Source organism: Leptolyngbya sp. AS-A5, from assembly GCF_039962495.1.
GTDB lineage: Bacteria > Cyanobacteriota > Cyanobacteriia > Leptolyngbyales > Leptolyngbyaceae > Leptolyngbya.
Map to the genome: position 1 here is coordinate 45,161 of NZ_JAMPLL010000003.1, position 13,067 is coordinate 58,227.

The 13,067-nt window shown below is 49.5% G+C and carries 13 protein-coding genes and 1 pseudogene; 11 read left to right on the forward strand and 3 right to left on the reverse strand.

Annotated elements, in window-relative coordinates:
* Nucleotides 1–4: 4 nt before the first annotated feature.
* Nucleotides 5–1,216, reverse strand: coding sequence for an alanine racemase (alr, locus tag NC980_RS04870; RefSeq protein WP_190377664.1), 1,212 nt, complete (start codon nucleotides 1,214–1,216; stop codon nucleotides 5–7).
* Nucleotides 1,217–1,473: 257 nt separating this feature from the next.
* On the opposite strand from alr, the gene NC980_RS04875 reads away from it, so the two are divergent.
* From NC980_RS04875 to NC980_RS04895, 5 genes and pseudogenes are all read left to right on the forward strand, one after another.
* Nucleotides 1,474–1,983, forward strand: a complete 510-nt coding sequence (locus tag NC980_RS04875; RefSeq protein ID WP_190377665.1) for an HNH endonuclease — start codon at nucleotides 1,474–1,476, stop codon at nucleotides 1,981–1,983.
* A gap of 198 nt (nucleotides 1,984–2,181) precedes the next feature.
* Nucleotides 2,182–3,492, forward strand: coding sequence for a bifunctional oligoribonuclease/PAP phosphatase NrnA (locus NC980_RS04880; protein WP_348253905.1), 1,311 nt, complete (start codon nucleotides 2,182–2,184; stop codon nucleotides 3,490–3,492).
* Between the two features lie 72 nt (nucleotides 3,493–3,564).
* The gene (gene sixA / locus NC980_RS04885; RefSeq protein WP_190377666.1) at nucleotides 3,565–4,053 is read left to right on the forward strand and encodes a phosphohistidine phosphatase SixA; all 489 of its coding nucleotides are present in this window, start codon (nucleotides 3,565–3,567) and stop codon (nucleotides 4,051–4,053) included.
* A gap of 342 nt (nucleotides 4,054–4,395) precedes the next feature.
* Nucleotides 4,396–4,857: pseudogene (locus NC980_RS04890) on the forward strand (MarR family transcriptional regulator); the annotation flags it as partial.
* The gene (locus tag NC980_RS04895; RefSeq protein WP_199298617.1) at nucleotides 4,852–5,334 is read left to right on the forward strand and encodes a MarR family transcriptional regulator; all 483 of its coding nucleotides are present in this window, start codon (nucleotides 4,852–4,854) and stop codon (nucleotides 5,332–5,334) included. The pseudogene NC980_RS04890 and the gene NC980_RS04895, both read left to right, overlap by 6 nt.
* A 41-nt stretch (nucleotides 5,335–5,375) precedes the next feature.
* Here the strand turns inward: NC980_RS04895 and NC980_RS04900 are convergent, their stop codons facing one another.
* A complete protein-coding gene (locus NC980_RS04900; RefSeq protein ID WP_190377668.1) occupies nucleotides 5,376–6,017 on the reverse strand; it encodes a peroxiredoxin in 642 nt (213 codons plus the stop codon).
* A 413-nt stretch (nucleotides 6,018–6,430) separates the two neighbouring features.
* On the opposite strand from NC980_RS04900, the gene NC980_RS04905 reads away from it, so the two are divergent.
* Both NC980_RS04905 and NC980_RS04910 read left to right on the forward strand, forming a co-directional pair.
* Nucleotides 6,431–7,192: a peptidylprolyl isomerase gene (locus tag NC980_RS04905; protein ID WP_190377669.1), complete on the forward strand. Its 762-nt coding sequence runs from the start codon at nucleotides 6,431–6,433 to the stop codon at nucleotides 7,190–7,192.
* 57 nt (nucleotides 7,193–7,249) lie between these two features.
* Complete coding sequence (locus NC980_RS04910) at nucleotides 7,250–9,778, forward strand: peptidase domain-containing ABC transporter (protein ID WP_190377670.1); 2,529 nt, start codon at nucleotides 7,250–7,252, stop codon at nucleotides 9,776–9,778.
* A gap of 294 nt (nucleotides 9,779–10,072) precedes the next feature.
* Here the strand turns inward: NC980_RS04910 and NC980_RS04915 are convergent, their stop codons facing one another.
* Nucleotides 10,073–10,372, reverse strand: a complete 300-nt coding sequence (locus tag NC980_RS04915; RefSeq protein ID WP_190377671.1) for a hypothetical protein — start codon at nucleotides 10,370–10,372, stop codon at nucleotides 10,073–10,075.
* A gap of 249 nt (nucleotides 10,373–10,621) precedes the next feature.
* Here NC980_RS04915 and NC980_RS04920 point away from each other — a divergent pair, with 249 nt between their 5' ends.
* The 4 genes from NC980_RS04920 to NC980_RS04935 are packed head-to-tail and all read left to right on the forward strand — an operon-like array spanning nucleotide 10,622 to nucleotide 13,064.
* On the forward strand, nucleotides 10,622–11,422 hold the full coding sequence (locus NC980_RS04920; protein WP_242027046.1) for a ferritin-like domain-containing protein: 801 nt from the start codon (nucleotides 10,622–10,624) through the stop codon (nucleotides 11,420–11,422).
* A complete protein-coding gene (gene hpnK, locus NC980_RS04925) occupies nucleotides 11,422–12,297 on the forward strand; it encodes a hopanoid biosynthesis-associated protein HpnK (protein ID WP_190377673.1) in 876 nt (291 codons plus the stop codon). Before NC980_RS04920 ends, hpnK begins: the two co-directional genes overlap by 1 nt.
* A gap of 14 nt (nucleotides 12,298–12,311) precedes the next feature.
* Nucleotides 12,312–12,680, forward strand: a complete 369-nt coding sequence (locus tag NC980_RS04930) for a hypothetical protein (RefSeq protein WP_348253906.1) — start codon at nucleotides 12,312–12,314, stop codon at nucleotides 12,678–12,680.
* Nucleotides 12,681–12,689: 9 nt separating this feature from the next.
* Nucleotides 12,690–13,064, forward strand: coding sequence for an EamA family transporter (locus tag NC980_RS04935; RefSeq protein WP_190377675.1), 375 nt, complete (start codon nucleotides 12,690–12,692; stop codon nucleotides 13,062–13,064).
* The last annotated feature ends 3 nt before the right edge of the window (nucleotides 13,065–13,067 follow it).

Below are 13,067 nucleotides of genomic sequence, written 5' to 3' on the forward strand. Positions count from 1 at the left end.
TTTACTAACTTCCCCTATTTTGGCTCGATCGACGATCAATCATTTCTCGCCTCACCAACGGCTTACCCACTGCAACCCGTGGAAGCCGATGCTTAAATCCACACAGAATTTCCCAAGAGATTGTGCCGAGTACATTCGCCCAGTCGTCTGCCAAAATCTTTTCGTTGCCGTCCTGCCCTAACAGCGTTACAACTTCACCTTCCTGCAATGCTGGAATATGGCTCACATCCAGCATCAACTGATCCATTGTGATTGACCCAATTTGCTTTGCGTGTTGTCCTCGAACTAACGCAGTCATCTTGTTCGATAAATTACGCGGTACACCATCTGCATATCCGATTCCAATCACCGCAATCTGAGTTTCACGATCGGCAATAAACCGATATCCATAGCTCACTCCGGTTCCCGCTTGAATGGTTTTCACCTGCGTCACCCGCGCTTTCACCTGCATCACCGGACGCAGATCCAAGCGCGACCGCAAATGCTCTGCCGGATAAAGTCCATACAGCAAAAGCCCTGTCCGCACCATGTCATAGTGCAAGCTCGGATCAACAATCGTCCCGGCTGAGTTCGCCAAATGAAAGCGGGGATGTTTTCCACTCAGGTTGTAACCACAGGCACGAAGTCCCGATTCATAGCGATGCTGCTGTTGTTGCCGGATAGTCGGATCAAGATCTTCGGCAGTTGCTAAATGTGAATAAATACTCTCGATCGATAGATTCGGCAAGCTCTTCACTAACTGCACAAACTCGACTGCATTTTCCCAAGAAGTTCCTAAACGCGACATTCCCGTATCTAGTTTGAGATGAATCGGCAACACACTCTGTCGCACCGATTCTGAGAATACTAAGGCTTGCTTGGGAGTACAGAGAGTAGGTTGAAGCTGCCAATGCTCGATCGCTCGAGTCTGCTCTGCGGTATGTGTCGCTCCTAGAACTAAAATCGGCGCTTCAATTCCCGCTTCACGTAGCTCGATCCCTTCTGGAATCGTCGCCACCCCTAGCCAAGACGCTCCTGCTTGCAAAACAGTCTGCGCCACCGTCACCGCCCCATGGCCGTAAGCATCAGCTTTCACCACTGCCATTAGCTCAGTTTTGGCAGAAATCAGGCTAAGAATCTGCTGCACATTATGAGACAGTGCCGCCAGATCAATCTCAACCCAAGCGCGTTCCCGCTGCATCAAGGCAATACTCGAACTTTGGTCCCAACTCAGCATCACTCCTACTCCTCAGCCACCATTTGCCTGTCGGCTCTTGATTCTATTTCAACAATGTTTTCAAAATCGGAAAATTTAATTTTCGATCCCGAAGCCACCGCCGGTCATCTCTCAACTGCTTGACTCTCACTTTACAAAAAAGACCAAACGGAGAAAAGTGAGTGGAGATCGCTTCTTTCAACGATCGCCCTAGCCATCACCGAATTGGTTGGATATGTTAGCATCAGTGCAAATAAGCGTGTCTTAAAACAATCCGAATGGGAAAGGTTCTGGTGCTCAATGCCTCCTACGAACCGCTCAATATTACCAGTTGGCGGCGAGCAGTTGTCCTGCTTATCAAAGGCAAAGCTGAGCAAGTCGAGCATAACGGAAAGATGATTTATTCGGGGTTTCCACTCCCCACCGTGATTCGCCTGCGCCATTATGTGCGCGTCCCCTACAAAGAGATTCCGCTCACTCGCAAGAATCTGTTGCACCGCGACGGGCACTCCTGCCAATACTGCGGCTACACCGGGGACGATCTGACGCTGGATCATGTGATCCCACGATCAAGGGGCGGCGGAGATTCTTGGGAAAACATCGTTACGGCTTGCGTGCGCTGCAACGTCAAAAAAGGCAGCCGCACCCCCAAAGAAGCCGTTATGCCGCTGCGAAACCCGCCACATCGCCCGCACAGCAGTCTTTATTTTGAAGTCACCAAGCACGTCAAGAACGGCGTGAACCAAGAATGGCAAAAATATGTCATCGGGGGAGTGCGAGAAGAATAGAATTCGAGCGATCGCGGCTCCAGATCGGTTTCCGCTCTATCAAATGAGGGAAACTGAACAAATCGCTCTGCCGTTTTTTGAACTTTTTTGCGAAGATCAGAGAGTGCCTACGATCGAGCAGCTCAAACCAGGCGAGAACACTCTGTGAAGCGAAGCTGCCGACCGAGGCTGGTTCTATTTTCCGCACAACTTCAACGTATGCAATCTGATTCGACTGTGCCATTCACTTCACTCATCACAATGGAACCAGACTCTGGTATTTCTGGGCTGAATCCAACTGAGCCTCTATCGCATAGCCTCGCTGTAGCCAAGAGCAACGATCTTTCAAAAGCGTCAAATGGCGCGGCTCATGACCAGCGAGGACGCTACCCTTACGATGTCATGCGTTCTCCGGAGCAAGAGCAGAAAATCGAAGGGTTTCGTCAAGTTCTAGAGCGGCATCGCGGTGAGCGTCAGCTAATACTTTTACAGGATTTTCCTGATCCCGACGCACTTTCTTCGGCTTGGGCTTATAAATTAATCGCCCAAAGATACGACATTCAAGCTGAAATTGCCTATGCTGGAACGCTTTCGCATCAGGAAAATATTGCGCTTGTGAAGTTAACCGCATTACCGCTTCAACGATTAACGACACAAACCGCAAAAACAAAGGACTTCTCGGTTTACAAAGGCTGTGTGCTGATTGACAACCAGGGAACCACAAGCCAGCTTCTACCGTCGGTTCTGCAATCGAATATCCCGATTACAGTTGTGATCGATCATCACAGTATGCAGGACGACCTCCACGCTGAATTCGCTGACATTCGCTCCTATACTCGCGCCACCGCGACGATCCTGACGCAATATATTCAGGCGGGAATGCTGAAATTTGATACCAGCGCCCCTGAGCATATTAAGTGCGCGACTGCGCTGATGCACGGACTACGATCGGACACGAATCGATTGATGCAGGCGCAGGAAGAAGATTTTCTCGCGGCTGCCTTTTTAAGTCGATACTATGACGCGCAGTTGCTCAACGCGGTGATGCAGTCCTCGCGATCGAAACAGGTGATGGAAGTGATTGAACGATCGCTGAAAAATCGCACCGTTCACAACAACTTTTCGATCGCTGGCGTAGGCTATTTGCGCTACGACGATCGTGACGCAATTCCTCAAGCAGCAGACTTCTTGGTGACAGAAGAGAATGTCCATACTGCTGTAGTTTATGGCATCGTTCACGACGAAGACGAAGAACTCGAATTCGTCGTCGGATCGCTTCGCACGAACAAATTGACGCTTGACCCGGACGAATTTATCAAAGAGGCATTTGGGCAAGATGCTCAAGGACGCTTCTTTGGTGGGGGACGATCGCAAGCAGGCGGCTTTGAGATTCCGATGGGATTTCTTTCAGGCTTTACAGAAAACAGCGAATACGCCAAAACCAAATGGTCGGTGTTCGATGCTCAGGTGAAGCAGAAATTACTGCGATTGGTCAACCCAGAGCAGCACTATCCCAAAGGAGTAAATTAATCTAAAGCAAGAAGCGTCTAGGGCAACGAATTTGGTAAAGATCCAAATAGCCCCTAGACGTTTGATAGGTGTATGAAGCTTTATTTGATTCGGCATGGACTGGCAGGACAACACGGCGATTACGCCAACGATGACGAGCGACCTTTAACTTCCGAAGGAAAGCGTAAAACTGAGCAGGTCGCAAAGCAGCTACGATCGTTTGGATTGGAGTTTGATCTAATCCTGACAAGCCCCCTGACTCGCGCTATGCAAACGGCTGAAATTCTAAAAGCGGCTGGCTTGGGCAATGCACTCGAAGTTGAGGGATATCTTGCACCAAGCGGAAATATTCAGACCTGGATCAGTTGGCTTGAAGCGTGGCGCACACCGGACAAGGCACTGGCGCTGGTGGGACATGAGCCGGACTTAAGCGGGTGGGCAGAACTGCTGATTTGGGGAGAAGTCCGCGATCGTCTCATCCTGAAAAAAGCGGGTGTAGTCGGGCTAGAACTGCCGAATACAGGCGGCGCGATCGGCAATAGTCGCCTATTCTGGCTGACTCCTCCTAAGTTTCTGCTATGAGAATAGAACCGACTTGTGAGAAATTTTCTGAGAAAGTGTCATCAATGTCGATTTGTCGCTCTACTCATTCCTGATAGCAATTTGATTTGTGAAGGCTGCACGCAACAGATTGTTGCGAAACTTTTGGTAGGAGAACGATTAATTGTGTCTCTACGATTAAGGGATGCGAAGAATCGGTGATCTGCTGAATTTGTTTTTAAATTGGTATTACGATCCGAATGGCGATCGTTATCCCTTAATTTTGTCTTAAGCGATTTAATTAAGCTAAAATTTTCCTACTTTGCTTTTTGCTACGCCGAGCTTCGAGATCTAAATCGTTTAATACGCAATTTTAGGAATGAGATGCTCTCTTCAGACACCGAACAAATTCCCGCTAATCTCAAACGTTTACTAGCTCCACATGGCATCGGATACCGCATCAAGCTCCTTTCTCAACTGCTTGGTCGCAGATTTCAAGAACGGCTTGATCCCTATAAGCTGACTCCGTTTCATTGGGTGGTCTTGTGCTGTTTATGGCAGGAAGACGGGCAGGCGACATCGAGTATTAGCGATCGACTCCAACAAGTCGGCGGCACTTTAACCGGGGTACTTGATCGCATGAGTGAGCGCGGCTTGATTCGCCGGGAACGCGACTTCCAGGATCGAAGAATTTGGCGAATCTGGCTGACCGATGCAGGACGACAGCTTCAAGATATCCTCCCGCCGATCGCAGTCGAAATTCGAGAAGCCACCTTGCAGGGAATTCCGCTTCCAGAGCGCGAACACTTGTCTAGCATCATCGATCGTATCATTGCCAATTTGTCTCATTCTGCCGTTACCCCCCATGCAGATGGTTGGCGGGCTTTGCTAGCTCCCTATAATCTCGGTTATCGCATCAAAATTATTGCGCAGCTAGGAACCCGCCGATTTCAAGAACAGCTTGATCCGCATGAACTCACGCCATTTCACTGGGTCGTTTTATGCTGTTTGTGGCAAGAAGACGGGCAGGCAACTTCTGAAATTAGCGATCAACTCCAGCAAGTCGGCGGCACTTTAACCGGGGTACTTGATCGCATGAGTGAGCGCGGCTTGATTCGCCGGGAACGCGACTTCCAGGATCGAAGAATTTGGCGGATTTGGCTGACGCAAGCCGGAGCGCAAATGAAAACGACGCTGCCCCCGATCGCCCAGTCCGTGATCGAAATGATGATGACCGACATCTCGATCGAGGAGCAAGCGGCGCTGTCTGATTGGGTGAATCAGGCGATCAAAAATCTCAACGCTATAGAAAAAACTGGGTAAGGAAACTCACCCAGTTAATGAAATCACAGCAATTTGAAAGCTTACTTGTTCGGTTGCGGAGTCATGCGGAGGTAGGGTTTTACCTCGGTGACGCCTTTGGGGAATTTTTCACGCGCTTGATCGGTCGGAATCGAAGGCACGACAACGCAATCGTCGCCATCTTGCCAGTTTGCCGGGGTTGCAACGCTGTAGTTGTCGGTTAGTTGCAGCGAATCAATCACGCGCAGCAATTCGTCAAAGTTGCGTCCGGTGCTAGCAGGATAGGTGAGCGTTAAGCGGAGTTTCTTGTTGTTGTCGATAATGAACACCGATCGCACCGTCAGGGTCGAACCTGTGCTGGAGTTCGGGTGAATCATGTCGTACAGTTCAGACACTTTTTTGTCTTTGTCTGCCAAGATTGGGTAGTTGACGTTGCAGCTTTGGGTTTCATTGATATCACCGATCCAGCCTTGGTGGGATTCTGCATCATCCACGCTGAGCGCAATTACCTTGACATTGCGCTGGTCAAATTCTGGCTTGCGTTTCGCCACTTCACCCAATTCTGTAGTGCAAACTGGAGTGTAATCCGCTGGGTGAGAGAAGAGAACCACCCAGCTATCGCCTGCCCACTGATAAAAATCGATCGTTCCCTCAGAAGAGTCCTGAGTAAAGTTGGGAACGCCATCACCTAGTCGAAGAGCCATATCGCGTAATTTCCTTTTGAGTGTCTGTCGATCGCAAATAGTTACTGATCGATCATGCCATAAATCCCGGTTTCCCGGTCGGAGTTTAGATCTTTTAAAGATTCTATAGGTGATGAAGAACTTCGTAAAGATTTCAAACTGAAATATGAGAATTCAAGCTCAGAGCATTTACGCAGAAGTCCGATGGTACGGTACAACACTTCAGCTTCAAATTTCGAGTTTTCTCCGTACCCTCCTTGAAGATGCCGTGAAGTCCTAGGGGATTTGGTTGAAATTGCGGACTCCAGAAGTGCAGGATTCTAGTTTAATCGCAGTGGTCTCGCGATCGCTAAGCTGTTCTTAACCTGTAGCAAACTTCTTAGGCGATCCGGGCGCGATACCATCGATTAGGACACCCGCAACAGATTACCCGTATGGAAACCAACACTTTTCTCACGATTGACGACGACTCACTCAGCCTGCGCGATTGCCTGCGTTATCTCCAAACTTCTGGAAAGCTCCAAGGGTTTATTGGGGATATTTTACGTCAGTACGTAATCGAGACTGAAGTAAAATATCGCGATGACCTTGATATTAATCCAGCCGTAATCGAACAAGCGGTCGTTGACTTTCGAATTCAGCAGCAACTCACCGATCCGAAACAGTTCCAAGAGTGGCTCAACCGCAATGGACTGGATTACACGGCATTTCATCAGCAAATTTCAACCAACTTTAAGAACGAGAAGCTAAAGATCTTGGCGACCGAGCCGCGACTACAGGAGTATTTTATTGAGCGTAAAGTATTCCTCGATCGCGTAGTGCTGTCTCGGATTATTGTCGAAAGCCAAGAATTAGCAGACGAATTGAAGCTGCAAATTAGCGAGGGAGAGCGGTTCGAGATGCTGGCACGGGAGCATTCGATCGCGGACGATCGGATCGCAAACGGCATGATGGGGCCTGTCAGTCGCGGTACAATGCCCGATGCGGTCAGAGCGGTGATCGATTCTGCCAATGTGGGGGATATTGTCGGCCCGATTGAACTCGAAAATCGATGGGCGCTTTTCCGGATTGAGGAAGTAATCCCTGCAACTTTAGATAATCAGCAATTAAAACAAATGCTGACGACGGAATTGTTCGATCGTTGGCTCGCTGAGAAAATTCAAAAGATGACCGTGAAACTGCAGGTAAACGATTAGACTGAAGAACGGCAACGCCCTTTCCGCATTTTAGCCCCCTAGTTTTCAACTGCCCCCATGCTAACGAACGACCTCGCGACAACTCTCCCCTGGGAATCGCCGCCCCTCTGTTTTCTCAGTCCTGAACAACAGGTGCAATTTAAAACCACCGCCGAAGCGCGTCGCTATAAGCTAGGCGAAGTGCTTTGGTCGAGTGAAGACGCTGGAGTTCAAATGATTGTTCTCAGCGGCAAAGTGCGCCTGGTCGGGGAAGACAACAGTTCCCGCGTTTTGCAGCCCGGAGACTGGATTGGCGATTTATTAGACTTACCCGGCTGGAAAGCGAGAGCCGCCAGTGGTGATGTGCAGGCGGTACAGTGGCGCAGCGAACAGTGGATGACTGTACGTTCACCGGATGTCGATCGCTTTTGGGCAATTACGCGATCGCGATATATGCCACAACTGGATCAGTCGCCGCAGCCTGTGTCTGGATTTCCCTTTGTGTCAGGGATGAATAGCGCGGCTGCTTGTTTAACGATGGTTGCAAATCATCTGCAAAATCCCGTGCAGCTTGATTGGGTGCAGCGCCAATTGCGTGGACAGCGCCCGACGAATGTGGTGGATGCAGCCGAAAAGTTGGGGCTACAGTTGCGCCGAATCCAGACGACATGGAAAGAGGCGCGGCTGCTGAATTTTCCGGCGCTGATGCTGTGGAATGATACGGCAGAGCCGCATTGGGTGGTGGCCTATGGAGTAAGGGGCGATCGCTGGATTATTTCTGATCCGCAAGATCCCATCATGACTCCGCAAGCGGTGCATCGATCTTTTATGGATCAGGTGTGGGATGGGCAACTGTGGCAGGTTGAAGCCGTTCAGAAGCAAGAACAATTTAATTTAACCTGGTTCCTGCCTGCGGTGTGGAAATACCGCGGCTTGCTCGGAGAAGTGCTGTTCGCTTCATTTACGCTGCAACTGTTGGGATTGGCGACTCCGCTGATTACCCAGGTAGTGATCGATCGCGTCATGGTGCAGGGCAGTATTCCGACGCTGGATGTGATGGCGATCGCGCTCTTAGGGGTCGCTGTGTTTGAGGCGCTACTGGGGATTTTGCGGCTATTTATCTTTACGCATACGGCGCGACGGTTGGATCTGAGCCTTTCTGCCCAGTTGTTTCGGCATTTGATGCGGCTGCCGTTGGCTTATTTTGAGTCGCGGCGGGTTGGAGACACCGTAGCGCGGGTGCAGGAATTAGAGAATATTCGGCAATTCCTTACGGGAACGGCTTTAACCGTGATTCTCGACTCGATTTTTGCAGTCGTTTATCTGGCGTTGATGTTCTTCTACAGCATTCCGCTCACGGGTGTTGCCTTGGCGGTCTTGCCTTTGTATGCGGCTTTGACGCTGACAACCACACCGATTCTGCGAAATTGGCTGAATGAGACGTTTAACCGGAGTGCGGATAGTCAGTCCTTTTTGGTGGAGACAGTTACAGGGATTCATTCGGTGAAAGCGCACAGTGCTGAAAAGCCGTCGCGCGATCGCTGGGAGGGTCTGTTTGCTCGCTATATTCGCACCAGCTTTAAGGCTTCGACGACTTCTAATATCAGCAATAACTTGGGTGATTTTCTGACGAATTTCTCGTATTTGCTGATTCTGTGGGTTGGGGCGCATTTGGTGATCAAGCAAGAGCTAACCGTGGGTCAGTTGGTGGCGTTTCAGATGCTGTCTGGACGAGTGACGGGGCCTTTATTGCGATTGGTGCAACTGTGGCAGAACCTACAGCAAGTGTTGTTGTCGGTCGATCGTATCGGGGATATCCTCAATGTTGCGCCGGAAGCAGAACCCGGAACCGGACTGGTGTTGCCGCCGTTGAAGGGGCAGGTTTCCTTTGATCAAGTGTTTTTCCGCTATAGCCCGAACCAAGAACCTGTGCTGAAAGGCATTTCGTTCGATGTGCAGCCGGGAATGCTGGTAGGCGTGGTCGGACGCAGCGGATCGGGTAAGAGTACGCTGTCGAAATTGCTGCAGCGCTTGTATTTGCCGGAGGCGGGACAGATTACGATCGATGGCTTCGACATCAAGAGCGCAGATCTGCATTCGTTACGCAGCCAGATGGGAGTTGTGTTGCAGGAGGACTTTCTCTTTAATAGCAACATTATTGATAACATCAGTCTTGGTCGTCCGGACATTACGGCCGAACAAGTAGTTGAGGCAGCGCGAATGGCGGCGGCGCACGACTTTGTTAGCGAACTGCCTCAAGGTTACGAAACGAATGTAGGAGAGCGGGGAACAGCCCTTTCTGGGGGGCAACGGCAGCGGGTTGCGTTGGCGAGATTGTTTCTCTCGAATAGCCCGATTTTGGTATTAGATGAAGCGACGAGCGCACTCGATAGTGAGACCGAGCAACAGGTTTTACAGAATTTGCAGTCGATTTCAGACAATCGCACGGTGTTTCTGATTGCTCACCGCTTTGCACCTCTGAAGCGGGCAGACTTGATTTTGGTGATGGAGAAGGGATTGATTGCTGAGAAAGGAACACACGATGAACTGCTGCGGAAGAAGGGCTTGTATTGGTCGCTGTATCAACGTCAGCAAGCTTCGGTGTAAGCGGGATTAAACTTAGAGTACGATCGCTCAACAATCTAGGCTCACGAAAGGCGACTTTGATTCGCTGAACTTCGTGAGCTTTTTTGATCGGCTAGGATTTAGGAGTAGTGCTAGACATGCGTGAGAGCGATCAGTTTTCTCACTGCGGTTTGGACGGATGAATGCCCCCTAAATCCCCCACGAGTGGGGGACTTTGAAAGGTAGGGGACTTGTTTAGAGGGGGGAATTACTTGTCTCTGGAATCAGCATCGAAGCGATCGCGGTGAATCGTCACTGTACAATCATGAGCAAAAATTACTCAACGTTGATCGGTAAACACGGGTGCGATGCACTGAAATAGCGATCGCGAGAACTAAAACAGCGATCCGGAGCACTGGAATAGCGATCGCGAGAACTAAAACAGCGATCGTGAGAGCTAAAACAGCGATCGCGAGAGCTAAAACAGCGATCGTGAGAGCTAAAACAGCGATCCGGAGCACTGGAATAGCGATCGCGAGAACTAAAACAGCGATCGCGACCACTGATACCAAATTGATTTTTGAGTGCGACAGATCTTGGAAGCCCCCTAAATCCCCCACGAGTGGGGGACTTCAAGCCTAAATCTGTTTCGGATTCTCAAAGTCCCCCAGTTTGGGGGATTTAGGGGGCGAAGGATCTATCGCATTAATAAATTGATTCGGTATGAAATAGCCCAAACCTAACCTTAAAAATGTTCGGTGTATCCTTGCGATTCTCAAAAGGTCATACCATCATATAGAGAGCCTTCTCTGAACATTTAGTGGTGTGGACGCGGTTATGAAGCTTGGATCTGAGGAACATAAGCAGCTTTTTTGCCAAGATTTTATGGCAACTCATCTGGAGTATGAGCCAGAGACAATGAGCTTTCCAGAACTCAATGAAGCCGAACTCGATCGCTTGCGGCGGATTCCGTTCTGGGGAATTGCACTCGACACCGAGCGAGAAGCGGGCATGATGGTTAGCGCCATGGCAGACACGATCGACGATCCTGAGATTCGAGCCGCGATCGCACTCCAAGGCGAAGAAGAATCCCGCCACGCTCGCCTAATCGAATGTCTGATTCGCCACTACGATTTACAAGTCGAAGAACCCCCCGCACCCGTTCTACCGAAAAATATTACTCAAGCCTTCACAGACTTCGGATTTGGAGAATGCTTAGATTCATTTTTTGCCTTTGGAATGTTTGGCTTAGCTCGCCAAGCGAAGTATTTACCTGAATCGATGTTTACGCTGTTTGATCCAATTCTGGATGAGGAAGCACGGCACATTGTTTTCTTCGTCAATTGGATTACTTATGTTCAAGCGCAACAAGGACGATCGGACATTTTACGAGGTGTGCATTCTGCTTTCCATTACGGACGTGCTTTGTTTAACTTAGGCAAAATGGTGCTGGCAAAGGATGGAAATGAAGGTTTTACGGCAACAGGCGCAAAAACCTTTGTCGATGATTTGACCTTGCCACAGTTTTTATCGGCAACCATTAGCGAAAATCAGCAGCGCATGAGCCGATTTGACGATCGCTTACTCGAACCGAAATTATTACCGCGACTTGCCTCGATCGCGCTCCGAGCGACAACACTCCTGCCCAATCGCCCCACCGAGATGAAAGCAGAAGTGAGTCGTTAATGTTAAAGTCATCAACTCAAGTCGATCGTCGGTGGATGAGAATCAACGCCGACGATTTTGGCTTCTCAACCGGAGTCAATCAGGCAATTATCACCGCACATCAGCAGGGCGTTCTCACCAGCACCAGCATTATGGTGACGGGGGATGCCGCCGACGAAGCGATCGAGCTTGCGAAAGCCAATCCTTCTCTAGCAGTAGGATTGCATTTAGTCGTGGGAATGGGACGATCGGCACTGCCACCCGAACAGATTCCCCACTTGGTTGATGCTGAGGGAAACTTTCCTGATGATCCGGCTTGGGCAGGATTGCGATATCAATTCAGTGCCAAAGCGAGACAAGAATTACCACTTGAAATTCGTGCCCAGCTTGAGAAATTTCGGCGAACAGGCTTAAAGCTGTCTCATGTGGATGGCCATTTGCATTTACATGCTCACCCCGTTATTTTGCGGCATCTAGTTGATTTGGCAAAAGAATTCGAGATCCCAGAAATCCGCTTGCCTTCAGAAGAATTGAGCATTGCACTGGAGATCGATCGCTCCGGTTGGATCGCAAAAACTGTAGGATCATTAGTATTTTCTGGATTGCGACGCTACGGAGAGAACCTTTTGAAGAAGCACCGGATTCAATTTGCCGATCGCGTTTATGGATTGCTCCAGACAGGACAAATCACAGAATCGTACTTGCTCGAACTGATTCCAAAAATTACAGCCAATCGGGTAGAAATCTATTCTCATCCCGCCATTACTGTTCCTGGAGAGCCGAGTAATGCCCCGCTTAATCTAGGATTTGTCGAGCTAGAGGCATTGCTGAGCGATCGTGTTCGCGCTGCCCTTGAAGCTTATGGATTTGAGTTAGCAGTAGGTTCTAATCCATGAATAGAACAGTCATCATGCTGCTTCTGGTTATCTGTCAGGTCTTTGGAGATTTGTGGATCAGCCGGGGAATGCGCGAAATTGGGCCGATCAATTCTGTCGAAATTGGCGCACTATTGATGGTTGCAGTTAAGTTTTTGACGAGTCCTTGGATTTGGTTAGGAATTGCCTTTCTGATTTGCAGTTTATTGTTGTATCTGGCTGCGATGTCACGCTTTGATCTGAGCTATGTGATTCCGATGACTGCGTTTACTTATGTCCTCAGTACAGCAATGGCGATCCTGATTTTGCGTGAGCAAGTCTCTGCGATTCGGTTGTTAGGCACTTGTGTGATCACAGCAGGCGCGTTTGTGGTCGGCTGGGACGATCGGAAACATCAATCATAGTGGGGCATCATGGATACGAGAGTTTGGATTGCATTATTAGGGTTCGTCTTTGCAGACTCGATCGGCAATATCTTCATCAGCGCAGGCATGAAGCAGATGGGCGAGTTTCATCCATTTCCGTTGAAAACATTACCGCGCCGATTGTTGCATGTGTTCAATAACTTTCAAATTAGCTGTGGCATCTTTTCTACAGTAGTCGGCTTCTTTCTATTTATTTCTCTGTTGAGTTGGGCAAATCTGAGTTTGGTCTATCCCTCAACTTCTCTGACCTATGTGGTTAGCCTATTTGGTGCACGTTTCATTCTGCACGAAAATATCTCACGCGCTCGACTGCTTGGAACGATTTTAGTCGGTGTGGGTGTCGCGCTTGTGTCGATCGGTTAAATC